Origin of the sequence: Streptomyces sp. NPDC001530, assembly GCF_042894545.1 — a bacterium.
Classification (GTDB): Bacteria; Actinomycetota; Actinomycetes; order Streptomycetales; family Streptomycetaceae; genus Streptomyces.
This window is the reverse complement of record NZ_JBIAVS010000002.1, coordinates 240927-264361: the sequence shown is the minus strand read 5'-3', so window position 1 is coordinate 264361 and position 23435 is coordinate 240927. Positions and strand designations below refer to the sequence as shown.

At 71.0% G+C, this 23435-nt stretch carries 23 protein-coding genes; 11 read left to right on the top strand and 12 right to left on the bottom strand.

Annotated features, from left to right (window positions below; all coding sequences use genetic code 11):
- Nucleotides 1–66: 66 nt before the first annotated feature.
- From ACFY0T_RS04125 to ACFY0T_RS04115, 3 genes are all read right to left on the bottom strand, one after another.
- The gene (locus tag ACFY0T_RS04125) at nt 67–1035 is read right to left on the bottom strand and encodes a hypothetical protein (protein ID WP_388864442.1); all 969 of its coding nucleotides are present in this window, start codon (nt 1033–1035) and stop codon (nt 67–69) included.
- Nucleotides 1036–1156: 121 nt separating this feature from the next.
- Nucleotides 1157–2161: a zinc-binding dehydrogenase gene (locus ACFY0T_RS04120; protein WP_388864441.1), complete on the bottom strand. Its 1005-nt coding sequence runs from the start codon at nt 2159–2161 to the stop codon at nt 1157–1159.
- Entirely contained in the window at nt 2158–3315 is a 1158-nt protein-coding gene (locus tag ACFY0T_RS04115) for a mandelate racemase/muconate lactonizing enzyme family protein (protein ID WP_388864440.1), read from the bottom strand. Before ACFY0T_RS04115 ends, ACFY0T_RS04120 begins: the two co-directional genes overlap by 4 nt.
- 254 nt (nt 3316–3569) lie before the next feature.
- On the opposite strand from ACFY0T_RS04115, the gene ACFY0T_RS04110 reads away from it, so the two are divergent.
- A complete protein-coding gene (locus tag ACFY0T_RS04110) occupies nt 3570–4391 on the top strand; it encodes a hypothetical protein (RefSeq protein WP_388864439.1) in 822 nt (273 codons plus the stop codon).
- A 136-nt stretch (nt 4392–4527) separates the two neighbouring features.
- On the opposite strand, the gene ACFY0T_RS04105 is transcribed toward ACFY0T_RS04110, so the two are convergent.
- A complete protein-coding gene (locus ACFY0T_RS04105; protein WP_388864438.1) occupies nt 4528–4965 on the bottom strand; it encodes a MarR family winged helix-turn-helix transcriptional regulator in 438 nt (145 codons plus the stop codon).
- A 126-nt stretch (nt 4966–5091) separates the two neighbouring features.
- On the opposite strand from ACFY0T_RS04105, the gene ACFY0T_RS04100 reads away from it, so the two are divergent.
- From ACFY0T_RS04100 to ACFY0T_RS04080, 5 genes are all read left to right on the top strand, one after another.
- On the top strand, nt 5092–6114 hold the full coding sequence (locus tag ACFY0T_RS04100; protein ID WP_388864437.1) for an NADP-dependent oxidoreductase: 1023 nt from the start codon (nt 5092–5094) through the stop codon (nt 6112–6114).
- Nucleotides 6115–6208: 94 nt separating this feature from the next.
- Nucleotides 6209–6637 (top strand): organic hydroperoxide resistance protein, encoded by a 429-nt coding sequence (locus ACFY0T_RS04095; protein ID WP_388864436.1) that lies wholly within the window; start codon nt 6209–6211, stop codon nt 6635–6637.
- A gap of 412 nt (nt 6638–7049) precedes the next feature.
- Nucleotides 7050–7868, top strand: a complete 819-nt coding sequence (locus ACFY0T_RS04090) for a hypothetical protein (protein ID WP_388864435.1) — start codon at nt 7050–7052, stop codon at nt 7866–7868.
- 156 nt (nt 7869–8024) lie between these two features.
- A complete protein-coding gene (locus ACFY0T_RS04085; RefSeq protein ID WP_388864434.1) occupies nt 8025–8837 on the top strand; it encodes an EI24 domain-containing protein in 813 nt (270 codons plus the stop codon).
- Complete coding sequence (locus ACFY0T_RS04080) at nt 8834–9448, top strand: LysE family translocator (protein ID WP_388864433.1); 615 nt, start codon at nt 8834–8836, stop codon at nt 9446–9448. The genes ACFY0T_RS04085 and ACFY0T_RS04080 overlap by 4 nt, the downstream gene beginning before the upstream one ends.
- On the opposite strand, the gene ACFY0T_RS04075 is transcribed toward ACFY0T_RS04080, so the two are convergent.
- Together ACFY0T_RS04075 and ACFY0T_RS04070 are read right to left on the bottom strand one after the other, a co-directional pair.
- Entirely contained in the window at nt 9420–10700 is a 1281-nt protein-coding gene (locus ACFY0T_RS04075; RefSeq protein WP_388864432.1) for a pyroglutamyl peptidase, read from the bottom strand. The two genes, ACFY0T_RS04080 and ACFY0T_RS04075, sit on opposite strands and share 29 nt — an antisense overlap.
- Before the next feature lie 132 nt (nt 10701–10832).
- Nucleotides 10833–11741 (bottom strand): LysR family transcriptional regulator, encoded by a 909-nt coding sequence (locus tag ACFY0T_RS04070; protein WP_388864740.1) that lies wholly within the window; start codon nt 11739–11741, stop codon nt 10833–10835.
- Nucleotides 11742–11871: 130 nt separating this feature from the next.
- Here ACFY0T_RS04070 and ACFY0T_RS04065 point away from each other — a divergent pair, with 130 nt between their 5' ends.
- From ACFY0T_RS04065 to ACFY0T_RS04050, 4 genes are all read left to right on the top strand, one after another.
- Nucleotides 11872–12684 (top strand): NAD(P)-dependent oxidoreductase, encoded by an 813-nt coding sequence (locus ACFY0T_RS04065; RefSeq protein ID WP_388864431.1) that lies wholly within the window; start codon nt 11872–11874, stop codon nt 12682–12684.
- 12 nt (nt 12685–12696) lie between these two features.
- A complete protein-coding gene (locus ACFY0T_RS04060; protein ID WP_388864430.1) occupies nt 12697–13086 on the top strand; it encodes a RidA family protein in 390 nt (129 codons plus the stop codon).
- Between the two features lie 96 nt (nt 13087–13182).
- On the top strand, nt 13183–15672 hold the full coding sequence (locus ACFY0T_RS04055; RefSeq protein WP_388864429.1) for a beta-glucosidase: 2490 nt from the start codon (nt 13183–13185) through the stop codon (nt 15670–15672).
- Between the two features lie 123 nt (nt 15673–15795).
- Nucleotides 15796–16746: a hypothetical protein gene (locus ACFY0T_RS04050; protein WP_388864428.1), complete on the top strand. Its 951-nt coding sequence runs from the start codon at nt 15796–15798 to the stop codon at nt 16744–16746.
- On the opposite strand, the gene ACFY0T_RS04045 is transcribed toward ACFY0T_RS04050, so the two are convergent.
- Both ACFY0T_RS04045 and ACFY0T_RS04040 read right to left on the bottom strand, forming a co-directional pair.
- The gene (locus ACFY0T_RS04045; protein ID WP_388864427.1) at nt 16743–17828 is read right to left on the bottom strand and encodes an aldose epimerase family protein; all 1086 of its coding nucleotides are present in this window, start codon (nt 17826–17828) and stop codon (nt 16743–16745) included. The genes ACFY0T_RS04050 and ACFY0T_RS04045 overlap by 4 nt on opposite strands.
- Nucleotides 17829–17864: 36 nt before the next feature.
- Nucleotides 17865–18767, bottom strand: a complete 903-nt coding sequence (locus ACFY0T_RS04040; RefSeq protein ID WP_388864426.1) for an SGNH/GDSL hydrolase family protein — start codon at nt 18765–18767, stop codon at nt 17865–17867.
- 220 nt (nt 18768–18987) lie between these two features.
- Here ACFY0T_RS04040 and ACFY0T_RS04035 point away from each other — a divergent pair, with 220 nt between their 5' ends.
- Nucleotides 18988–19482 (top strand): DUF3145 domain-containing protein, encoded by a 495-nt coding sequence (locus ACFY0T_RS04035; RefSeq protein WP_388864425.1) that lies wholly within the window; start codon nt 18988–18990, stop codon nt 19480–19482.
- A 189-nt stretch (nt 19483–19671) separates the two neighbouring features.
- On the opposite strand, the gene fabF is transcribed toward ACFY0T_RS04035, so the two are convergent.
- The 4 genes from fabF to ACFY0T_RS04015 form a co-directional block, all read right to left on the bottom strand.
- Complete coding sequence (gene fabF / locus ACFY0T_RS04030) at nt 19672–20943, bottom strand: beta-ketoacyl-ACP synthase II (RefSeq protein ID WP_388864424.1); 1272 nt, start codon at nt 20941–20943, stop codon at nt 19672–19674.
- 129 nt (nt 20944–21072) lie between these two features.
- Complete coding sequence (locus ACFY0T_RS04025) at nt 21073–21321, bottom strand: acyl carrier protein (protein WP_388864423.1); 249 nt, start codon at nt 21319–21321, stop codon at nt 21073–21075.
- A 72-nt stretch (nt 21322–21393) separates the two neighbouring features.
- Nucleotides 21394–22425, bottom strand: a complete 1032-nt coding sequence (locus ACFY0T_RS04020; RefSeq protein ID WP_388864422.1) for a ketoacyl-ACP synthase III — start codon at nt 22423–22425, stop codon at nt 21394–21396.
- Between the two features lie 13 nt (nt 22426–22438).
- A complete protein-coding gene (locus ACFY0T_RS04015) occupies nt 22439–23356 on the bottom strand; it encodes an ACP S-malonyltransferase (RefSeq protein ID WP_388864421.1) in 918 nt (305 codons plus the stop codon).
- Nucleotides 23357–23435 lie beyond the last annotated feature (79 nt).

Here is a 23435-nt window from a genome sequence, read left to right as displayed (position 1 = left end):
CCGAGGACAGGTGTGTTGGATTGTGCGCGGCTGTGTCGGCTTGTGTGAAGCGAGGTTTCCGGAACGTTATGCCCGGAGGTCGAATCTGTTCAGTGCGCCCGGCAGTCGGGAACCGAGCGGCGCCATGTCGCCGTCCGCTCCGTGCCGCGCGAGCAGATCGAGGGCGAGTCGGCCGCGCCGCACCCGCTCCCGGGCGGTGGACAGGGTCAGGTCCCGCAGATGGTGCCCGTACGGGTAGATCCCGGGAGCCTTGGACAGACCGAACTTCAGGTAGAGCGGTGCGCCGCGCCGGATCAGCTCGGCGACCTCGTACATCCGCACGTACCCGCCGAGGTCGTCGGGGGCCTCGATGTACATGTCCATGGGGGCGGCGGAAACCCGCCGGATCTCGGTGAGGTGATCGAGGGTCAGATCACTCGGCACGTTGACGGAGTCGGCGCCGAGGTTCTCGTACACGGCGTATGCGGCCGGGTTGACCGGGCCGATCAGCGCGGAGACCTTGAGGGTCGTGTCGGCCGGGATGATCCCGGCGACGCGCGCCCGGTGGAGGGTCCACAGCACGCCCTCGTCGGCGACGAGGAGGCACTTGACGCCCAACTCGGTGGCGCGGACGGCGTCTTCGAGACAGCCGGCGACCGCGTCGTGGCCGCGGGCGCGCAGTCCGGCGCCGCGCGAGTCGGTGCGTACGGAGGCGCCGATGTCCCAGGTGCCGCGCGGACCGGTGAAGAGGCAGAGCTCGATGTCGCGTTCACCGGTGGCCTCGACCATCTCGGTGATCTCGGCGTCGGTCAGCATCCAGACACCGCTGCCCTGGCTGATCCGGTGGATCGGCACATCGAGGCGCGAGGACTCCTTGAGGACTACTGCCAGCGCCTCGGGCCCCTCCACGGAGGGAACCTCGGTGCGCCAGCGGCCGCCTCCCGGGAAGGTGTGCGGCGAGGCGTCGGCGGGGGAGAGGGCGGGCGCGCCCAGGCCGAGCGCGGCGAGCGCCTGCTCACCGGGTCGACGGGCTGCCGTAGTGGAGGCGTCGGTCACAAGCTGTCCTTCATGTTCGATATTTCGGACGAGGTTCGCGGCTTTGGGTGTGCGGGGGCTTGGTGGTACGCCGGTACGGAGCCGTCAGGTAACTCCGTACCGGCGTACGGCTCGGGGTGAGTTACGGCCTCAGCAGCACCTTTCCGACCTTGGGATCGCCGGACCCCACCAGCTCGATGGCCGCCGGGAACTCGGCGAGCGGCAGCTCGTGCGTGACCAACGGCGACGGGTTCAGCAGCCCCGCGCCGAACACCCGCACCGTGTGCGCCCAGGCCTCCGGCGGTGCCCCGAACACGGTGTGCACCTCCAGCTGCCGTACGACGAGATCGGTGGGGTCGAGTCCCTCGGCGCCCGGCGCCGGGATCCCCGTCAGGACCAGGCGTCCGCCGCGCCTGAGCAGGGAGGCGGCGGTGCGCGCGGCGGACGCGGACCCGGCGGTCTCGATGACGACGTCGAAGTCGTCGGGGAGCTCCTGGTCCCGGGTGCGGAAGTCGGTGGCGCCGAAGTCCCGGGAGAGCTGGTCGCGATCGGGCCGGGTGCCCACCACGAGCAGCTCGGCCGGGGAGCCCGCCTTCAGGAACTGCACGGCGAACATGCCGAGCGTCCCGGTGCCGACGACCGCGACCCTCTCGCCGGGCCGCGCGTTCGCCTTGAGGGCGGCGGCCGCGATGCAGGCGGCGGGCTCCAGCAGGGCGGCGGCCGTCAGGTCGGCGTCGTCGGGAAGGACGTGGAGCAGCCGGGCGGGGAGGGTGAGGGTGGTGGCCATCGCGCCGGGCTGGGTGAAGCCCGTCTCCTCGTACCCCGCCGTGCACAGCGTGGTCTCGCCCGCGTGACAGCGGTCGCAGACCTGGCAGTTGCGGAAGCCCTCACCGACAACCTTGCGCCCGACGAGGGACCCGGGCACGCCCGCGCCGACCTTCGCCACGGTCCCGGACCACTCGTGGCCGGGCGTGAGCGGGTAACGGACGTACCCGTCGGGCCGGTTGCCCTGGTAGACCTCGCGGTCGCTGCCGCAGATGCCGACCGCGTGCACGCGGACCAGCGCCTCGCCGGCCTCCGGCTCCCGGGGCTCGTGCGCGGCCAGCCGGTGCTCGCCCGGCGCCTCGATGACGACCGCGGTGCTCACTGGGTCCCCTTCGGCTTGCGCTGCTCCCAGCCGTCCGCCCAGAGGTCGAACCGGGCCTGCTGCTGCGGGAACTCGGCCGCCGCGTCGGTGTCCAGCTCGACGCCGAGACCGGGCTCGTGCGACAGCTGGAAGTAGCCGTCGACGACCTGCGGGGCGCCCTTCACGACCTTCTTGATCTCCGCGTCCGCGAAATCGTTGAAGTGCTCAAGGATCTTGAAGTTCGGGGACGTGAAGCCGACCTGGAGGGAGGCGGCGGTGAGCACGGGGCCGCCGACGTTGTGCGGGGCGACGAGCACGTAGTGCGCCTCGGCGGTGGCGGCGAGCTTCCGCGTCTCCCAGATGCCCCCGATGTGACCGACGTCGGGCTGGATGATGTCGGCCGCCTGGCTCTCGAAGAGCTCGCGGAACTCGATGCGGTCGTGGATGCGCTCACCGGTGGCGACCGGGATGTCGACCTTGGCGGCGACCTTCTCCAGCGCCTTGAGGTTCTCCGGCGGAACCGGCTCCTCCAGCCAGGCGGGCTTGAAGGGCGCGAGCTCGCGGGCGAGGCGGATCGCGGTGGAAGGGGAGAAGCGCCCGTGCATCTCCAGCATCAGCTCGGAGTCCGGCCCGATGGCGTCGCGCACGGCCTCGATGAGGGAGACGGCGTAGAGGGTCTGGGCGTGGTCGAGCTCGAAGTGCCCGGTCCCGAAGGGGTCGATCTTGAGGGCCTTGTACCCGCGGGCCATGACCTCCTGCGCGGCCTTGTGATAGGCCTCCGGGGTCCGCTCGGTCGTGTACCACCCATTGGCGTACGCCTTGACCTTGTCGGTGACCTTGCCGCCGAGGAGCTGCCAGACCGGCACTCCGAGGGCCTTGCCCTTGATGTCCCAGCAGGCCATCTCGATGACGGCGATGCCGGACATCACGATCTCGCCGGCGCGCCCGTAGTCGCCGTACTTCATCCGTCGGACGAGGTCCTCGACAGCGAACGGGTCGGAGCCGAGAATGTGATTGGCCTCCGCCTCCCGCAGGTAGCCGATCAGCGCGTCGGTGTGGCCCAGCATGCGGGTCTCGCCGACTCCGGTGATGCCCTCGTCGGTGTGCACCTGGACGTAGGTCAGGTTGCGCCAGGGCGTCCCGACTACGTGTGTGCTGATTCCCGTGATGCGCACGGCAGTTGCCCCCTGTGCTCTTCGGCTCTGTTCGAAATTTCGTCACACGTTCGAAATGCTGGCGTGACAGTAAGGACGTGGCCCCTGGAGTGTCAATGGGTCGAACGCATAACGGTTTCGACGCGATGGGCGCGGGATGGCGGGGAATGTTCGGGGGTGTCTCAACTCGGCACGCCGGAACGGGAAGTTCAGCACACAACATTCACAGCTGTGCCTATGAACGTTACCCAGGAGGAACTTAGTCTTCCCGCGTCATGGACTACTGCCACCCGTGCCGACGGCACCTCAACGGCGCCCTTGCCTGCCCGGGGTGCGGCACCCCAGCCGAAGAACTCCGCACACATGCGGCGGAGAGCGATACGCATACCGAAACGGGCGTGGACGCGACGGATGCCGACGCGTACTACGACGAGGACGACGACGCGGATGACGACGCGGACGAGCGCCCTGGACGGGCCGCGCGGCGGCGGGGGCGGGGGCGGGGCGCTCGTGGTCGCGGGCGGGCCGTAGAGGAGTCGAGCGGTCCGGGTGGCCCGGACGGGCCGGGTGGTGCGGACGGTCCGGGGGGCGCGAGTCGGCGTGATCGCAAGGCCGCGGTACACCGTCGGCGGCGGCGCCGGACGCTGCTCATTGCCGCGGGGTTCGTGCTCGCGGCGGGTGGGCTGAGCCTCGCGGAACTCGGCATCGACGCGCCTGGGCTGGGGCCGAAGCCGGCGGCTGCCGGGGGTGAGTCGGCCGACGGCTCGTCCTCCTCGGAGGGCGGGGAGACGGCCCAGCCGCTGGGGGACACGTCGGGGGCGGGTGGCGCCTCGCCGACCGGCTCGCCCGACGCTTCCGCGTCCCCCTCGGTTTCCGGGTCGCCGTCCGCGTCCGCCTCCGGCAAGGACAAAAAGAAGACCCAGGACGAAGAGTCGGCAACCACCGGCACGACCCCGGGGCGCGCGACCTCGGCCCCCAGCTCCAGCTCGGCCCCCGAAACGACCGCGCCCGCCACGGTCGCCCCGACGACGTCCGTGCCGACCCCGGACCCTTCGCCATCGGAAACCTGCAACCGCTTCTTGTGGTGGTGCACGTAGGGCGTTTTTCGCCCCCTCCGCCCCTGCCCGTCCCTTCCCTGGGGCTGCGCCCCAGACCCCCCTGGGTGGTTCATTGTCTGCGGGTGGGTGGGGGCTGGTCGCGCAGTTCCCCGCGCCCCTGACGGGCCGCCCGAAACTACGCCCCCAGCATCCGTCGCAGCAGGTCCCGTAGTGCCAGCCGCTCCTCCTCCGCCAGCCCCGCGAGGGGCTCTCGGGCGAAGTTGAGGGAGTCGCGCAGGCCCCGGGCCACGGCCCGCCCCTCGGGCGTCGCCGCGGCGAGCTTCACGCGGCGGTCGGCCGGGTCGGGTCGCCGCTCCGCCAGCCCCCGAGCCTCCAGTCGGTCCACGATCCCGGTGACATTCGACGGCTCGCACTTCAGCTGCTGCGCCAGTCGCCGCATCGGCAGCGGCTCCAGAGCGAGCAGGCTCAGCAGTCGCGCCTGCGTACCGGTCAGCGCGTGCTCCGCCGCCGCGTCCTCGTACTCCTCGTGGTAGCGGGCCACCACCGTCCCGATGAGTTCGACGACCTCCAGGGTCAGGGGGTCCATTCGGGGTGTCTTCTGCGAGGCGGGCATGGACTCCAGACTACCTCGTTACTTGACATCCTGAAATATTCAGGAGCATGGTTGTTTCAGGTACTGAAGTATTCGTGAGCCGCAGCCGCAGCCGCAGCCCGGCCGCACGCAGGAAAGGCGCCCCCCATGACCGACACCCCCCAGCTCCCCACCGTCAGCCGCGAATGGCACCTGGTCAGCCGCCCGGTCGGCTGGCCCAAGGGCGAGGACTTCGCCCTGGTCGAGGCCGAGGTCCGACAGCCGGGGGAGGGCGAGGTCCTGGTGCGGAACAAGTACCTGTCCGTCGACCCGTACATGCGCGGCCGTATGAGCGCCGCCAAGTCGTACGCCGCCCCCTTCGAACTGGGCAAGGTCATGCAGGGCGGCGCCGTCGGCGAGGTCGTCGCCTCGAACGCCGAGGGGATCGAGGCCGGCGACCACATCCTGCACTTCTTCGGCTGGCGCGAGTACGCCGTCGTCGACGCCAAGCAGGCCGTGAAGGTGGACCCGGAGGCCGCGCCGCTGTCGACGTACCTCGGCGTCCTCGGCATGACCGGGCTCACCGCCTACGCCGGTCTGCTGCGCACCGCCTCCTTCAAGGAGGGCGACTCCGTCTTCGTGTCCGGCGCCGCCGGTGCCGTCGGCAGCCAGGTCGGGCAGATCGCCAAGCTCAAGGGCGCCTCGCGCGTTATCGGCTCCGCCGGGTCCGACGAGAAGGTCAAGCTGCTCGTCGAGGAGTACGGCTTCGACGCCGCCTTCAACTACAAGAACGGCCCGGTGGACGAGCAGCTGCGCGAGGCCGCCCCGGACGGCGTCGACGTGTACTTCGACAACGTGGGCGGCGACCACCTGGAGGCGGCCATCGGCTCCCTCAACCAGGGTGGCCGGATCGCCGTCTGCGGCATGATCTCCATCTACAACAGCACCGAGCCCGTCGGCGGCCCGAAGAACCTCGTCCGGCTGATCCAGACCCGCGGCCGTATCGAGGGCTTCCTCGTCGGCGACCACTACGACCTGCAGCCGCAGTTCGTCCAGGAGGTCGGCGCCTGGGTCCGCTCCGGCGAGCTCAAGTACCGCGAGACGGTCGTCGAGGGCATCGAGAACAACCTGGAGGCGTTCTTCGGGGTTCTGCGCGGCGACAACATCGGAAAGATGATCGTCAAGCTGTAAGGCTTCACGGTTGTTTCCGGCATGCGATAACTTCTTTCCGAAGTCGTCGCGATCGTGGGCGCGAGTCGCGGCGGACCAAGGAGGAACGCACCGTATGTCCAGCTCCGCAATCCGACGTTCTGACGTCCTGTACACCGCCGTCGCCACCGCCGAGAACGGTCGCGACGGCCGGGTCGCCACCGACGACGGCAAGCTCGACGTCATCGTCAACCCGCCCAAGGAGATGGGCGGCAACGGCACGGGCACCAACCCGGAGCAGCTGTTCGCCGCCGGGTACAGCGCCTGCTTCCAGGGCGCCCTCGGCGTCGTCGCACGCCAGGAGAACGCCGACATCTCCGGCTCGACCGTCACCGCGAAGGTCGGCATCGGCAAGAACGAGGACGGGTTCGGGATCATCGTCGAGATCTCCGCCGACATCCCGAACGCCGATGCCGCCACCGCCCGCGCGCTCGTCGAGAAGGCCCACCAGGTGTGCCCGTACTCGAAGGCGACCCGCGGCAACATCACCGTGACGCTTGCCTGACGGCAGTCGTTGCATACGGCGGAGGCCGCACCCTAGGACGTGGGGTGCGGCCTCCGCCGTACCACGACCCCGCCGTACCACGACCCCGCCGTACCACGACCCTGCCGTACCACGACCCTCAGGACACGGCCGGCAAGGCTCTCCCCAGCTACGGGAACTCCCCCTTCCGACGAGGCCATGGGTGCCTACCTGTTCGACTCTCCCGCAACAAGAGGTCGTTGCCGTCACGGCCGTCGCGGGCGTCGCGGCGGATCTCCGGATGGCGCATCCCCGGCGGGCCGGAAGGGGCATGCTGAGTGCGGGCGCCGGCGCGAGGGAGGGCCGGGCCGCCGGAAGGGAGGGCCCACCCATGTCCCCGATACCGTCGATTTCTTCGATCCCGTCGCTCCCCAGCAGAGAAGACGTGGTGCGCATGGCGCGCAACACCACCGACATCACCGGCCAACTCCTCGACACGGCCGGGAACATCACCAGAATCGCCATCAACACGTTCGACCCCCGGGACGGGTCGGGGGCCGAGGTGCTGCGCGTCCTGCGCGAGACGACGGCGGAGCTGGCCGAAGCGAGTGCGTCCCCACAGGCGCAGGAGGCGTTCTACCGGATCGTGGACACGCTGACGCGGCTGGGTACGAGTGGGGCGCCGCTCGCGGTGCATCCCGTGAGCGAGCCCGCCCAGGCGCTCCTCGCCGCGCTGGGCGACAGTCTGCTGCCCGTCCTCGACGCGGTGGAACCCGCCGTGGAAGAGGCGGCCGTCGCCCTGGGGGAGCTGGTGGACGCCACCTCGCCGCTGCTGCCCGCGGCGGCCGGGGTCGCGGCGGGGGCGCTGCTCGCGCTGACTCCCGTCGTACGGGCCGCCGCGGACGTCCTGCGGAACTCGTCGCCCGAACTCCGGCGCATCGCCGACGCGTTGACCGCCGCGCTGGCTCCGCTGCTGCCGCTTCAGGTGGCCTTGGCTGAGCGGGCGGCTGCCGCAGGGGCGGGGGTCGTACGAGCCGGCCTTCCGCCGCTCGCCGACCTCACGGAGGCGGCGGCCGCCGCGATGACCGCCGCCCGTCCGCTCCTCATCGCGAGCGAGGAGCTCCTCGTGTCCAGCCTGGAACAACTCCAGCCGCTCCTCCTCGCCTCGGCCTCCCGCGCGGGGCGCGTCGCCCGCGCGGCGGCCGTCCGCATCTCAGCGGCGGTCTCGCCCGCGGCAGACCAGAGCGTGGTGGTGGCGGTCACCCCGGTGTAGTTCGCGCAGTTCCCCGCGTCCCTTCAGGGGCGCGGGGAACTGCGCGACAAGCCCCCACCCACCCGCAGCCGACAGGCTGGTACGGGACGGGCAGGGGCGGAGGGGGCGAAAAACCCACCGGCCGCAGCCCCACCGGGCGCCCGCTAAAGTTCCCCCATGCGCGATCTTGGGGTGGGCTTCGGCTACTTGGTGCGGGGCCAGCGATGGGTGGCTGGGCACGGGAAGCAGTACGAGTTCGGGCTGGTGCCGGGACTCATCACGCTCGTGCTGTACGCGGCAGCGCTCGTCGCCCTCGCCGTGTACGGCGAGGACTTCGTCACCTGGGCCACCCCGTTCGCGGATGACTGGACCAGCCCCTGGGTGGGTCTCTTCCGTGGATTCCTCACCGTCGTACTGTTCGCCCTCGCCCTCCTCCTCGCCGTCCTCACCTTCACCGTGGTCACCCTCCTCATAGGACAGCCCTTCTACGAGAACCTCTCCGAGCAGGTCGACCGCGACGTCTCCCCGGACGGCACGGCCCCCGAGTCGGGGCTCCCGCTCTGGCGGGAACTGTGGATCTCGGCCCGGGACAGCCTCCGTATCGTCGTGAGGGCGGCCTTCTGGGGCGTGCTGCTCTTCGCCCTCGGCTTCATCCCGTTCGTCGGCCAGACCGTCATCCCGGTGATCGGCTTCTTCGTCACCGGCTTCTTCCTCACCGAGGAACTCACCGCCGTCGCCCTCCAGCGCCGCGGCGTCGACCTCCGCGCACGCCTCACCCTGCTCCGCTCCCGCAAGATGCTGGTCTGGGGCTTCGGCACGCCGCTGGGCCTGGCCTTCCTGGTTCCGTTCGTCGCGGTGTTCCTGATGCCCGGAGCCGTAGCGGGCGCCACCCTCATGGCGCGCGACCTCCTCGGTGAGGACACCGCGGACGACACCACCGTGGACACTCCCGACACCGCAGACGCCCCCGAGGAGGGAGCCACCCCGTGACCGAGATACTCGCCGTCGCCGTCATCACCGTCCTGGCGGTCATCGCCCCCGGCGCCGACTTCGCCATGGTCGTCCGCAACAGCTATCTCTACGGCCGCCGGACGGGGCTGTTCGCCGCCACCGGTGTCGCCGCGGGCGTCCTCGTGCACGTCACGTACACGATGCTCGGCGTCGGACTCCTGATCGCGTCCTCCACCGCCCTGTTCACCGTGATCAAGCTGATCGGCGCGGCGTACCTCGTCTACATCGGCGTACGCACCTTCCGCGCCCGCGGAGACGTCGAGGTCGACCTCGGCCACAAGACGGCCCTGACCCCGTTCGCCGCCCTGCGCACCGGGTTCCTCACCAACGTCCTGAACCCCAAGACGACCCTCTTCGTCGTCTCGACCTTCGCCCAGGTCGTCAGCCCCGGCACCCCGGTCTACCGGCAGGTGGGCTACGGGCTGTTCATGTCCTTCGCCCACCTGCTGTGGTTCGGCGTCGTCGCGGTCTTCTTCTCGCAGGACCGGATGCGCACGCTGATGCTGCGCGGCCAGAAGGTCCTGAACAAGGTCATCGGCTCCGTCCTGGCCGGCCTCGGCATCAGCCTCGCTTTCGCTCCGTCGCACTGACGACCGACGCGGCCGACGAACTCGCGTCCATGGCCACCGTCAGGATCGCCCGCACCTGCGCGATGATGTCCAGCCGGTTCCGCACGAAGTCCGGATCGGTGACCGTCCCGGTCGCCGGATCCGTGTTGCCCGTGCCGAACTGCAGCACCGGCGTGTGCACATGCCCTCCGGGGAGTGTGGAGCGCAGGCCGAGGCGGTCGCGGAGCAGCGTCGCGCGGTACGCGATCTCGTTGGAGAGGTAGTTGCCGCCGCCCCCGGCACGCGCCGTCGAACCCTTGGTCGGACCGTCGGGCCGTACGACCGGATCGGTACCCCCAGCCGGGATCTCGGTCACCGACGTGTTGTCGTACATGGGGAAGCGGCCGGTGCTCGCGGCGACGATCTCCTTGTACGGGAGGGTCGTCGAGGTCCACTGCGGCTGCGAGCCCGGGTCGCTGACCGGGACCGTCTCGGTCACCGGGAGGTTCAGGTTGTCCGGGTAGCCGCCCCGCCAGGCCCCGTTGGTCCGCTCCACGTCGAAGCGGCCGACGCGGCCCTGGCTGACCGTCGTGAACAGGTCCACGTGGGGCAGATACGGCCGCAGCGTCCGCTCCACCATGCCGTCGGTGAAGTCCTGCCAGCGGACCGGGAACAGGGCCGTCTCGACGCGCGCCGGACCGTCCGCGGTCTGGATCGTCGTACCGTCGAGGGCGAGCGCGGTGGCCCCGGAGGGATTCGAGATCCGGACGTCGCGGTCCAGGGTGAACGGGTCGAACCCGGTGACCAGGATCCGCTTCACCCCCTTGGCGCGCGGATAGCGGATCGCGTTCTGGCCGCGCGAGTTCTGCTCCAACGCGTCCAGCAGCTCGGCGCGTTGGGCCTCGGATAGGCCGAACTCCGGCTCCCACTGGCGCACTTCACGGGTCATGCCGAGCCGGGCCCAGTACAGCGGCCGGTCGTCGTCGCGGCTCAGATCCCCGCCCGCCGGACCCCGCCCCTGCGCCCGGTCGACGGCCCGCCGCCACAGCGCCGATCCCTCGCGTACGACGAGGTGGCGGGCCTGGGCGTAGGAGTGCGCCGCGTCCAGTGACCGTGCGAACTCCGGTGCCACGGTGTCGAATCCGGAACGCCGCAGGATCTCCTGAGGCGCGGCCTTGTCGAGCCGCTGCTCCTCGACGGTGGAGGTGTCGGCGGCCGACGCGCTGGGCGTGACGGTCAGCCCCGCCACCAGCGCCAGTCCGAGCACACCGATCCGAGCACATATATGAGTCAAGGGAGTTCGGGCCTTCCGTCGCAGTGGGGTGCTTCCGGACGGCGGAAGTATCCCGTGACGGCTGGGGCGAACGCCATGGTGCGTGAGGGGTGAGACGCCCGGGCCACGGCCCGCGCGGTGCGGGCGGCCGGATCAAGTCGCCCTGGTACCAGGGATCTTGGCGGAGGACTCCCGCAGCGCGGCCAGGAACGCCTCCGCCGCCGGTGTCAGGGACCGCCCGCGCACCGTCGCCGCGTACACCGCCCGCGCCGGCGCGTCCTCGTCGAGCACCGGGAGCAGCGCGATGTCGGGCCGCACGGACTCCGCGGCGAGCGCCGGGATCAGGGTCACGCCGAGACCGGCGGCGACATACCCCTGCTTGGCGGTCCACTCGGCCACGACGTGGGCGACGCGCGGGCGGAACCCGTGCCGCAGGGCCGCGTCGAGGAGGGTGCCCTCGGGGCGGGAGCCGCCGGATATCCAGTCGGCGTCGGCGAGTTGGGGCAGTCGTACGGAGGGCTCGGCGGCCAGCGGATGGTCGGCGGGGACGGCGACGTACAGGGACTCGTCGAGCAGATGGTGCAGGGTGTAGGCGTCCAGCGGGGCGCGGCCCGTTGTCGAGACGACCGCCAGATCGAGGTGGTCGGCGGTCAGCCGGTCCAGGAGTACGGGGGTGAAGCCCTCCTCGCGGGTGAGCCGGACCCCGGGGTGGCGGGCGCGGAACGCCGCGATGGCCCGCGGGACGAGAGCCGCGTCCGCGGTCGCGAAGGCGCCCAACCGCAGCCGCCCGCCCGCCACCTCCCGCAGCGCGGCCAGCTCCCGCCCCGCGCCGTGCAGCCGCTCGACCACCGACTCGGCGTGCGGCACGAGGACCCGCCCGGCCTCCGTCAGTCGTACGCCCCGGGGCAGCCGGTCGAAGAGCGGGGCCCCGCCGAGCGCCGCCTCCAGCGAGGAGATCTGCCGCGACACCGCGGACTGCGTCCACCCGAGCGTCCGCGCGGCCACCGTGAACGAACCGTGCCGGGCGACTTCGAGGAAGACCCGCAGCCATACGGTCGACAGATCGGGTACGTCGCTGAGACGGCCCCCTGCGCCGACGGCGCCGACCGTCGGATTGTCATGCGAGTTCAGCATGGCTCTCATGCTAGACATTCGCTTGCCGCATCATCCGTGGGTGCCTAGCGTCGAGGGCATGGAAAAGATCGCTTTTCTCGGACTCGGCCACATGGGCGCCGCGATGGCACGTCAACTCCTCGGCACCGGGTACCCGTTGACGGTCTGGAACCGCACCGCCGCGAAGGCGGAGCCGTTCGTCGCGGAGGGTGCCACCCTCGCCGCCTCCCCGGCCGAGGCGGTACGGGACGCGGACGTGGTCATCACGATGCTCGCCGACCCGGCCGCGCTCGACGCGGTCGCGGACGCGATCGTGCCGGGGCTCCGCCCGGGCACGTGCTGGGTGGAGATGTCGACGGTCGGCCCGGACGTGGTCAAGGAGCTGGCCGCCCGGCTGGGAGAGGGCGTGACCCTCGTCGACGCGCCCGTCATGGGCAGCACCGACAAGGCCGCCGCGGGGCAGCTCGGCATCCTCGCGGGCGGCGACATGGCCGGAGTCGAGCACGTCCTGGCCCACTTCGGCACCGTCACCCGCACCGGACCGCTCGGCTCGGGCGCCGCGCTCAAGCTCGTCGTCAATACCGCCGTACTCGGCGGAGTCGCCGTCGTCGCCGAGGCGATGGCCCTCGCGGACGCGCTCGGCATCGATGAGGACACCGCGCGCACCGCCCTCGCGAGCGGCCCGCTCGGCGGCGCCGTCGGCCGCGCCTTCGCCGAAGGTGTGCACTTCGACACCTCGCTCGCCGTCAAGGACGCCGACCTGGCGACCAAGGCGGCCCGACTCCCGGCCATGGAAGCGGTGTTGGAGCACTTCAGGCGAGCCGCCGCGGACCCGGACATCGCCCACGCGGACATCGCGAAGGCCGTCACCCATATCCGTCACTCAGCCTGAGGGAACGCCCGCATGCGGATCACGCTCGACAACCCGGCCTCCGCGCCCCAGCCCGCCAATGCCTACTACTCGCAGGTCGCCCGCGTGGAACTCCCCGGCGGCGGCGCCCTGTTGTACCTCTCCGGCCAGGTCGCGGAGGGCGCGGACCTCGCCACCCAGAGCCGCGGTGTCTTCGAGACCATCGACGCCCTGCTCAAGGCGCACGGCGCGACCCTCGCCGACATCATCAACATCCGTACCTACCTGACCGACATCGACCAGCTCGACGAATACGGCGCCGTACGCCGAAAGTTCCTCACCGGCACCGCACCCACCAGCATGACCTTCGAGGCCGCGCGCCTCTTCAAGCCGGACGCCCTCATCGAGATCGAGGTCGTCGCCGCGGTGACAGGGCCGGAGTGATCCGTACTGCTCAATTGATGGTTGCGGTTGAGGTTCCCTCGCAGGCGGCCGAGGCAGGATTGAGGCGTCCATGGACTTCGACGAGGAGGCACCGCGATGGTGGCAACCCCGGCCGATCAGGCCCGCCAGGCGGTCGTGGAGGCCGCCCTGCACCGGCTGGACCTGGACGCGAAGGCGCGGCTGCTGTCCGGCCAGGACATGTGGTCGCTGCCCGCGCTCCCCGAGATCGGGCTGAAGTCCCTGGTCATGTCCGACGGCCCGATCGGCGTCCGCGGCGTCCGCTGGACCGCCGACGACCCGTCCATCGCGCTTCCGTCCCCCACCGCGCTCGCCGCCACCTGGGACCCGGCCCTCGCCCGCCGCGCCGGCGCCCTGCTCGCCCAGGAGGCCCGCCGCAAGAACGTGCACGTCCTGCTCGCCCCGACCGTCAACCTGCACCGCTCCCCGCTCGGCGGCCGCCACTTCGAGGCGTACAGCGAGGACCCGTATCTGACCGGCCGGATCGGCAGCGGTTACGTACAGGGCGTGCAGTCCGGCGGCGTCGGCACCACCGTCAAGCACTTCGTCGCCAACGACGCCGAGACCGACCGCTTCACGGTGAACAACGTCGTCTCCGAACGCGCCCTGCGCGAGCTGTACCTGGCCCCCTTCGAGGCCATCGTCGAGAACGCCCACCCCTGGGGCATCATGACCGCCTACAACTCGGTCAACGGCACCACGATGACCGAGCACCGCTACCTCGTGAACGAGGTCCTGCGCGGCGAGTGGGGCTTCGACGGCTTCAACGTCTCCGACTGGATGGCCGCCCGCTCGACGACCGGCGACATCGAGGGCGGCCTCGACGTCGCCATGCCCGGCCCGCAGACCGTGTACGGCGCCCCGCTCGCGCAGGCCGTACGGGAAGGCCGCGTCGAGGAGTCGCAGGTCGACGAGGCCGTCCGCAACGTACTCCGCCTCGCCGCCCGCGTCGGCATCCTGGACGGCGCCGAGCCGGTCGTGACCGAGCCGCCCGCCCCCATCGACGGCGAGGCACTGGCCCGCGAGATCGCCCGCCGCGCCTTCGTTCTCGTACGCAACGAAGTGCGCGACGAGGTGGGCGACGAGGTGGGCGGTGACGTGGGCGACGACGCGGGCGAGGGGCGCAAGGTGCTGCCCCTGAAGCCGGGGACGGTGGCGTTGATCGGCGCCGCCGCCCGCGACGCCCGCGTCCTCGGCGGGGGCTCCGCCACCGTCTTCCCCTCCGGCATCGTCTCGCCCCTCGACGGCCTCACGGCCGCCCTCCCCGAGGGCAGCCTGACGTACGCCGTCGGCGCCGACCCGACCGAGGAACTCGCCCTCGCCGACAAGGGGTTCGAGCTGCGCGCCGTCTGCCGCGACGCGCACGGCGAGATCATCGGCAGCGGCTCCGCGCCGGGCGGCCAGATCCAGTGGATGGGCGACGACCTTCCCGAGGGAGTCACCCACGACACCCTGCACACCGTCGAACTGACCGGTACCTTCACCCCGCGCGACAGCGGCCCGCACACCTTCGGCATCAAGGGCCTGGGCGTCTTCACCCTCACCGTCGACGGCACCACGTACTTCGACGACGCCCAGCGCACCGACAAGGACGACCCCTTCGAGGCGTTCTTCAGCGCCCCGGTGCCCCGCGCCCGGGCCGAACTGACCGCGGGCGAGCCGGTCGAGGTCTCCCTCACCCACGTGGTCACCCTCCCCGAGGGCATCCCGATGAAGGTCGTCGGCTTCGCGCTCGCCCACCAGCAGCCGCAGCGCGACCCCGACGAGCTGATCGCCGAGGCCGTCGCGGCCGCCCGCGCCGCCGACACCGTGGTCGTCGTGGTCGCCACCACCGACCGCGTCGAGTCCGAGGGCTTCGACCGCAAGGACCTCCGACTCCCCGGCCGCCAGGACGAGTTGGTACACGCCGTCGCCGCCGCCAACCCGAACACCGTCGTGGTCGTCAACTCCGGCTCCCCGGTGGAACTGCCGTGGCGCGACGAGGTCGCCGCCGTACTGCTGAGCTGGTTCCCCGGCCAGGAGGGCGGCGCCGCCCTCGCCGACGTCCTCACCGGCGCGTACGAGCCGGGCGGCCGACTGCCCAGCACCTGGGGCTCGTTCGCGGACGCCCCGGTCACCCAGGTCGTCCCGTATGACGGTGAACTCCCGTACACCGAGGGCGTGTTCATCGGCTACCGCGCCTGGGAGAAGGCGGGCAAGACCCCCTCGTACCTCTTCGGACACGGCCTCGGCTACACCGACTGGACGTACGAGTCGATCGAGATCCGCGGTACGACGGCCACGATCCGCGTGCGCAACTCCGGCGAGCGCGCCGGGCGCGAGGTCGTCCAGGTCTACCTGGCCCCGGTGGAGGCCGACGCCGACCGGCCCGCCCGCTGGCTCGCCGGCTTCGCGGGCGTCGAGGCCGGGCCGGGCGACAGCGTCGATGCCGTCGTGGAACTCCCGCGCCGCGCCTTCGAGATCTGGGACGAGAACGCCAACTCGTGGACCTATGTGAAGGGTTCGTACGAGGTTCAGGCAGGCCGTTCCCTCACGGACCGCCGAGTGACCACGATCATCGAGGCGTAACCGTACGAAGCGCCCCCTTGAGCAGCCCCGGTCCGGAACCTGACGGCCGGACCGGGGCTCGTCGTCCCGTCCCCGTATGGCAGACTCGCGGGCCGACAACACGCCAGTTCGGGGGAGAAGCGCATGTATCCAGGTCAGCAGGGTCAGCAACCAGGCCCTTACCCGCCGCAACCGGGCCCGTACCCGCCGCAGCAGGGCCCGTACGCCGGCCAACAGGGCCCGTATCAAGGGCAGCAGGGCCCGTATCAAGGGCAGCAGGCGCCCCACCCGCCACAGCAGGGCTATCCCCAGCAGCCGTACCCGCCCCAGCAGCCGTACCAGCCCTACCCGCCGCAGCCGCAGCCCCAGCAGCCGATGGCGCCCCAACAGAACCTGGGCGAGGCCCAGATGAGGCTGGACCCGAATCTGAGCGCGGGGCAGCGCGAGCTGGTGCTGAAGATCCAGCAGACCAGCAAGGTGTACGCGTTCGGCTTCGTCCTGGGCATCCCGCTGACCTTCGGCGGCGCCCACTACGGCGTCACCGAGAAGCCGATCGGCTTCGCCGGCACCGCGCTCGGCCTCGTCGGCCTGGTCGTCGGCGTCCTGTCGCTCATGAAGGCGCGGGGCCTCAAGGAGCAGCTGCGCCGGCTCACCCCGGACGCCTGGCGCTCCCCGGCCGCCCATCTGCCGAGCGCCCGCAAGGCGGCCACACAGGCCGCGTACGTCAATGGCGTCCTCGTCCTGCTGTCGCTGGGCGCCGCCGGCTATCTGCTTGTCAAGGGCGCCGACTGGGGCGCGTACGGGAACTCGTTCGGCTTCGGCGGGCTGATGCTCGCGGTGTTCATCCCGCTCGGCATGGGGATCGCCGCCGCGACGACCATCCCGCAGCTGCTCCGGGTCATCCCGGCCGGTGCCCGGGTCGGCCAGAGCCTGTACTCGATCATCATGGCGCTGGGGGCGCTGATCCTGTTCAACGGAATCAAGGGCTTCGACGCGCTTCCCATCGCCGTCGGCGGCACCGTCACCGCGATCTGCCTGGGCGCCATGTCGATACTCGGCAAGGCGACCAAGCGGATGCGCGGCGAGAACTCCTAGTGCCGAACCGTGAAGCGATAAACGGTCTCTGACGTGTACACCTCGCCCGGCCGCAGTTCCGTACTCGGGAACTCCGGCCGGTTCGGGGAGTCGGGGAAGTGCTGTGTCTCCAGCGCGATGCCGTCACCCGGAACGAAGGGGTCGCTCAGGTGGTCCCCGGTGTAGAGCTGCAGTCCGGGTTCGGTGGTCGCCACGGTGACCACACGCCCGGAGACGGGATCGTGCAGCTCGGCGACGTCCACAGGCGAGGCGCTGACCCCCTTGTCGAGCACGAAGTTGTGGTCGTACCCGGCGCCCACCTTCCGCGCCTGCCGGAAGTCGAAGCGGGTGCCCTCGACGGGGGCGAGTTCCCCGGTGGGGATGAGATCTCCGTCCACCGGCGTCAACCGCGAGGCAAGGAGGCGGAGTTCGTGCCCGCCCGCGCTCCCCGAGCCGCTCAGGTTCCAGTACGTGTGGTTGGTCAGGTTCACCACGGTCGGCGCGTCGGTGACCGCCTCGTACGCGATCCGCAGCGCGCCGTCCGCCTCGAGCGTGTACGTCGCCGAGACCTCCAGGCGGCCAGGAAAGCCCTCCTCGCCGTGCGGGCTGACCCGGGTGAGCCGCACCCCGTGCTCGACCGGCTCGGCGTCCCACACACGCTTGTCGAAGCCGAGCTCGCCGCCGTGCAGGGAGTTGGGCCCGTTGTTCTGCGCGAGGTAGTAGGTCAGATCGCCGAGCGGGAAGTGGCCGCCGGCGATCCGGTTCGCGTACCGCCCGACCAGCGCCCCCAAGTACGGCTCCGGATGGGTGAGGTAACCCGCCAGGTCGGGGAACCCCAGCACCACGTCCACGGCCCGCCCTCCCCCACTCTCGGCTTCTCCCCCACTCTCGGCTTCTCCCCCACTCTCGGCTTCTCCCCCACTCTCGGCTTCGCTCGAGCGGGGGGACCCCCATGAGCGGGGGGACCCCCATCGGTCGGGGACCTCGGCCGACTGCACGATCCCGCCGTACGTCAGGACCCGCACCCGTACGCCCGACCGCTCCAGCGTCCAGCGGTGGACCGGGGTGCCATCGGGAAGGGTGCCGAAGAGTTCGCTGCGCATGATCGAAAGCCTAGGCCAAGGATCCGCGGGGAGCCGTCAGGCCACCGGCTGCTTGGCCGTCACCGTCCGGTACGCGATCTCCGCGAGCCGCGCCTGGCCGTCCTTGCTCGGATGGAACCAGTCCCAGTGGCTCAACTGGTCCGTGCCGAACCGGTAGTCGAAGACCGCGCCCCCGTCGAAGCGGCAGCGCCGGTCCTTGGCGCACACGTCCTCAAGGACCTTGTTGTACGCCTCCACCCGGTCCTGCACCTTCGCGCGCCGCAGGGTCGCCACCGAGTCCACGGCGTCCGCGTCGCCCAGCATCGAGGGGCAGATGCCCAGCTTCCAGACCTGCTTGCCCAGCGGGTTGCCGCGCCCCTGGGACCACAGCCGCTTCAGATCCGGCACGCTCGACACATACACCTGGGTCTTGGGCAGGGCGCTGCGCAGCGTGTCCATCGCGTCCTCGAACTCGGCACGGAAGTCGGCGACCGACGTCATCGCCGAGGTGGAGGAGCGGCAGGCGTCGTTGGCGCCCGCCATCACCGTCACCAGCTCCGGCTTCCTGGTCGCCGCCTGCGCCATCTGGCCGGGCAGGTCCGCCATCCGCGCGCCGGTCACCGCGTAGTTCCAACTGCGCTCGGCGGCCCCGGTCTTCCCGAGCAGTCGTACGGCCAGACTTCGCACCTGCGTGTCGCTGCCGGTCGCCCAGGACGCCTCGGGGCAGTCCGACAGCACGGAGCACGCGTCGAAGCCGCGGGTGATGGAGTCGCCGACCGCGGCCACGGACTCCGGGCTGCGGTCCCAGGTGGGCGTGGGCTTCGGGGAGGGCAGCGCGTTGGCCGTCGTACCTCTTGGCGCGGGGGAGTTGCCACCGGAGGCGTCGCACCCGGCGACGCCCAGCACAGCCGCCGCCGCGACGGCGAGGACGGCCCGTGAACGGTGACTGCGGTTGCGCATCCCCTGGTCCCCTCGTTCGTTTTGTAGGGTTGATCGCCACCCCTTGAACACGGTCGGTCAGCACACGCGTCCCGTTGGGTGAAACCTCGGTGTTTCCGGGCGTCGGGACCGACGGTACGTCACACTCCTTGCGCCGCCGCACGGTAGCCTCGCCCCGTGGCCGCCCTGCCACTGCCGTCCCGCTAAGTTACAAGATGTCTCGCTCTGTCCGGAGGCCCCAGTGACGACACGTGGAGTTCTCTACGTGCACTCCGCGCCCCGCGCGCTGTGCCCGCACGTCGAGTGGGCGGTCGCGGGGGTGCTCGGCACGCGCGTCAACCTCGACTGGATCCGGCAGCCCGCCGCGCCGGGCACCTGGAGATCCGAGTTCTCCTGGAAGGGCGAGGCCGGCACCGCCTCCAAGCTCGCCTCCGCGCTGCGCGGCTGGCATCTGCTGCGCTTCGAGGTCACCGCCGAGCCGTGCCCCACGGCCGAGGGCGAGCGCTACAGCTGCACCCCCGAGCTGGGCATCTTCCACGCCGTCACCGGCATCCACGGCGACATCCTCATCCCCGAGGACCGCCTCCGCGCCGCCCTCCTGCGCTCCCAGCGTGGCGAAACCGACCTCGAGGCCGACCTGGCCAAGCTCCTGGGCAAGCCGTGGGACGACGAGCTCGAGCCCTTCCGCTACGCGGGCGAGGGCGCCCCGGTCCGCTGGCTCCACCAGGTGGTCTGACAGCACTGATAAGCGAGGAACGCCCCTTTAGGGGCGCGGGGCTGTATCAATATGCGGCTCCGCCGCGTGGGCGCGACCAGCCCCCACCGGCCCGAGGTGGGCCGACAACCGACGACGAACGGCGTGTGGCCCGAACTCCACCAACAAGGAGTACGGGCCACACGCCGTTCAGTACAGCTAAGGCCGGCTTCAGACCGTACGGAACGCGAGCACCACGTTGTGCCCACCGAACCCGAACGAGTCGTTCAGGGCAGCGATACGGCCCTCCACGGGCAACTTCCGCGCCTCCCCGCGAACAACGTCGGCGACAGCCTCCGCCTCGGGGTCGAGGTTCTCGACGTTGATGGTCGGGGGAGCGACCCGGTGGTACAGGGCAAGCACGGTCGCGACCGACTCGACACCCCCCGCACCGCCGAGCAGGTGCCCGGTCATCGACTTGGTCGCGGACACCGCGAAGTGGTCCGCGTCGTCGCCGAACACCTTGCGCAGCGCCTTCAGCTCGGCCACGTCACCCGCCGGCGTCGACGTCGCGTGCGCGTTGACGTGCACGATCTCGGCCGGGTCCAGGTCGGTGTTGTCGAGCAGGTTCTGCAGGGCGTGCGAGATGCCGCGGCCCTCGGGCTCCGGCTGCACGATGTCGTGGGCGTCGGCCGAGATGCCCTGGCCGACCGCCTCCGCGTAGACACGGGCGCCGCGCTTGGCGGCGTGCTCGGCCGACTCCAGGACGATCACGCCGGCGCCCTCACCGAGGACGAAACCGTCACGGGCGACGTCGTAGGGGCGCGAGGCACCCTGCGGGTCGTCGTTGTTCTTGGACATCGCCATCATGTTGCCGAACGCGGCGATGGGCAGCGGGTGGATGGCCGCCTCGGTGCCACCGGCGACGACGACGTCGGCACGGCCGGTGCGGATCATCTCGATGGCGTAGCCGATGGCCTCGGCGCCCGAAGCACAGGCGGAGACCGGGGTGTGCACACCGGCGCGGGCGCCGACGGCGAGGCCCACGTTGGCGGACGGGCCGTTCGGCATCAGCATCGGCACGGTGTGCGGGGAGACACGGCGTACGCCCTTCTCCTTGAGCACGTCGTACTGGTCGAGCAGGGTCGTCACGCCGCCGATGCCGGAGGCGATGACCGCGCCGAGCCGGTCGGGGTCGACGTTCGCGTCCTCGCCCGCCTTGTCGGTGTAACCGGCGTCCGCCCAGGCCTCCTTGGCCGCGATCAGCGCGAACTGCGCCGAGCGGTCCAGACGGCGGGCCTGCGGGCGCGGAATGACCTCGCCCGGTTCCACGGCGATCTGCGCCGCGATACGGACCGCCTGGTCGGCGGCCCACTCCTGCTCGAGGGGGCGGACACCGGACTTGCCGGCGATCAGGCCCTCCCAGGTAGAGGCTGCGTCGCCACCCAGCGGTGTGGTTGCGCCGATACCGGTGACGACCACGGTGCGATTGGTCGGGCTCACGGGAATTCTTTCTCCAACGGATACGAGGATTCAGCGGCGCCACCGCCGGGTGGCGGGGCATGCGGCCCAGGCGAACCAGGGCCACTCGGCCCGGGCGAACCTGGGCTCTCAGCCCAGGTGATCGGAGGATCAGGCCTGGTGCTTGAGGATGTAGTCGGCAGCGTCGCCGACGGTCTTGAGGTTCTTGACGTCATCGTCCGGGATCTTGACGTCGAAGCGCTCTTCGGCGGCGACGACGACCTCGACCATGGACAGCGAGTCGACGTCCAGGTCGTCGGTGAAGGACTTGTCCAGCTGGACGTCCTCGGTGGGGATCCCGGCGATCTCGTTCACGATCTCGGCGAGACCTTCGACGATCTCTTCCTGAGTGGCGGCCATGTCAGGCGCTCCTTCGGTGTGTATTCCAGAGGGTGTGGCGGTACTCCGGCCGGAAAGATCCGGACGGTGTGCCTAGGGGAGGGTAACGACCGTGGCGGCGTACACGAGACCCGCCCCGAATCCGATGACGAGCGCGGTGTCGCCGCTCTTCGCCTCACCGGTCGCCAGAAGCCGCTCCATTGCGAGCGGGATCGAGGCGGCCGAGGTGTTGCCGGTGGTGCGTACGTCGCGGGCGACCGTGACGTGCTCCGGCAGTTTCAGCGTCTTCACCATCGAGTCGATGATCCGCTCGTTGGCCTGGTGGGGAATGAAGACATCCAGGTCGTCCGGCGAAAGCCCGGCGGCGTCCAGCGCCTCCTTGGCGACCTTCGCCATCTCGAACACGGCCCAGCGGAACACCGCCTGGCCCTCCTGCGTGATCGCAGGGAACTTGATCTCGCCCTTGGAATCGAGCGGAAGCTGGGACACGTCGCCAATCCGGAAGCGGTCCCACGGCACGGTCTGCTTGATCGTGCCGGCCTTGTCGCCCTCGGAACCCCACACGGTCGGGCCGATGTGCGGCTCCTCGGAGGGGCCCACGACGACCGCGCCCGCGCCGTCGCCGAACAGGAAGGCCGTCGCGCGGTCCTCCAGGTCGGTCAGGTCGGAAAGCCGCTCGACGCCGATGACGAGGACGTACTCGGCGGAGCCTTCCACGATCATGCCCTTGGCGAGGGTCAGGCCGTAGCCGAAGCCCGCGCAGCCGGCCGAGATGTCGAAGGCGGCGGCCTTGTTGGTGCCGAGCTTGTCGGCGATCTCGGTGGCGATGGCCGGGGTCTGGCTGAAGTGCGAGACGGTGGAGACGACCACGGCGCCGATCTGGTCCGCGTTGATCCCGGCGTCGGCGATGGCCTTGCCGGACGCCTCGATCGACATCGCGGCGACGGTCTCCTCGTCGGAGGCCCAGTGCCGGGTCTCGATGCCGGAGCGCGAGCGGATCCATTCGTCGGACGAGTCGATCGTCTCCAGGATCACCTCGTTGGGCACGACCCGGACCGGGCGGTAGCCGCCGACGCCGAGGATGCGCGCAAAGGGAGCGCCCTTGGGTGCCTTGATCTTCGACATGCTCTCGGGCTCCTTAGGCCGCGCTGTGCTCGGCGATGAGCTCGCGAGCCGCGTCGAGGTCGTCGGGGGTCTTCAGCGCCAGCGTCTGGACACCGGGCAGCGCACGCTTGGCCAGACCGGTCAGGGTGCCGCCGGGGCACACCTCGAGGAGCGCGGTCACGCCGAGATCCTTGAAGGTCTCCATGCACAGGTCCCAGCGGACCGGGTTGGCGACCTGGCCGACCAGACGAGCCAGGACGTCGGAGCCGGCCGCGACGGTCTTGCCGTCCTTGTTCGACACGTACGTGATCCGCGGGTCCGCCGGGTCCAGTCCCGCGGCGGCCTCGGCCAGCGCGTCGACCGCCGGGGTCATGTGGTGGGTGTGGAACGCGCCCGCGACCTTCAGGGCCACGACCCGGCGTACGCCCTCGGGCTTGTCCGCCTCCAGGGCGGCCAGCTCCTCCAGCGTGCCGGCGGCCACGATCTGGCCCGCGCCGTTCACATTCGCCGGGGTCAGACCGAGCTTCTCCAGGTGCGGAACCGTCGTCGCGGGGTCACCGCCGAGGAGCGCGGACATCCCGGTCTGCGTGATGGCGGCGGCGTCGGCCATCGCCAGGCCCCGCTTGCGGACGAGCTGCAGTGCGGTCGTGTCGTCGAGCACTCCCGCGAACGCGGCGGCGGTGATCTCGCCGACGCTGTGGCCCGCGACGGCACCGGGCGTGATGTCACCGAGTGCCGCGGCCGACAGAAGACCGGCGGCGACGAGGAGCGGCTGCGCGACAGCCGTGTCCCGGATCGCGTCCGCGTCGGCCTGCGTGCCGTAGTGGGCGAGGTCGAGTCCGATGGCGTCCGACCACGCGGCAAGGCGGTCGGCGGCGCCAGGGAGATCGAGCCAAGGAGTCAGGAAGCCGGGCGTCTGAGCGCCCTGGCCGGGAGCGACGAGTACGAGCACTCTCACACTCTCTCTTGTGGACGGCCACGACCGCCCGTGAGGACAAGGACGAAGAACACGAAGGGGAATTGTAGGTCCC

Bases quoted from the DNA above. Each gene is read 5' to 3' on its own strand.
- ACFY0T_RS04105 (WP_388864438.1), bottom strand. From the start codon at position 4,965: ATGCCCGCCTCGCAGAAGACACCCCGAATGGACCCCCTGACCCTGGAG.
- ACFY0T_RS04045 (WP_388864427.1), bottom strand. From the start codon at position 17,828: ATGCGCAGCGAACTCTTCGGCACCCTTCCCGATGGCACCCCGGTCCAC.
- ACFY0T_RS04100 (WP_388864437.1), top strand. From the start codon at position 5,092: ATGACCGACACCCCCCAGCTCCCCACCGTCAGCCGCGAATGGCACCTG.
- ACFY0T_RS04065 (WP_388864431.1), top strand. From the start codon at position 11,872: ATGGAAAAGATCGCTTTTCTCGGACTCGGCCACATGGGCGCCGCGATG.
- ACFY0T_RS04025 (WP_388864423.1), bottom strand. From the start codon at position 21,321: ATGGCCGCCACTCAGGAAGAGATCGTCGAAGGTCTCGCCGAGATCGTG.
- ACFY0T_RS04050 (WP_388864428.1), top strand. From the start codon at position 15,796: ATGTATCCAGGTCAGCAGGGTCAGCAACCAGGCCCTTACCCGCCGCAA.
- ACFY0T_RS04095 (WP_388864436.1), top strand. From the start codon at position 6,209: ATGTCCAGCTCCGCAATCCGACGTTCTGACGTCCTGTACACCGCCGTC.
- ACFY0T_RS04020 (WP_388864422.1), bottom strand. From the start codon at position 22,425: ATGTCGAAGATCAAGGCACCCAAGGGCGCTCCCTTTGCGCGCATCCTC.
- ACFY0T_RS04110 (WP_388864439.1), top strand. From the start codon at position 3,570: ATGGACTACTGCCACCCGTGCCGACGGCACCTCAACGGCGCCCTTGCC.
- ACFY0T_RS04085 (WP_388864434.1), top strand. From the start codon at position 8,025: ATGCGCGATCTTGGGGTGGGCTTCGGCTACTTGGTGCGGGGCCAGCGA.
- ACFY0T_RS04090 (WP_388864435.1), top strand. From the start codon at position 7,050: ATGGCGCGCAACACCACCGACATCACCGGCCAACTCCTCGACACGGCC.
- ACFY0T_RS04040 (WP_388864426.1), bottom strand. From the start codon at position 18,767: ATGCGCAACCGCAGTCACCGTTCACGGGCCGTCCTCGCCGTCGCGGCG.
- ACFY0T_RS04055 (WP_388864429.1), top strand. From the start codon at position 13,183: ATGGTGGCAACCCCGGCCGATCAGGCCCGCCAGGCGGTCGTGGAGGCC.
- ACFY0T_RS04060 (WP_388864430.1), top strand. From the start codon at position 12,697: ATGCGGATCACGCTCGACAACCCGGCCTCCGCGCCCCAGCCCGCCAAT.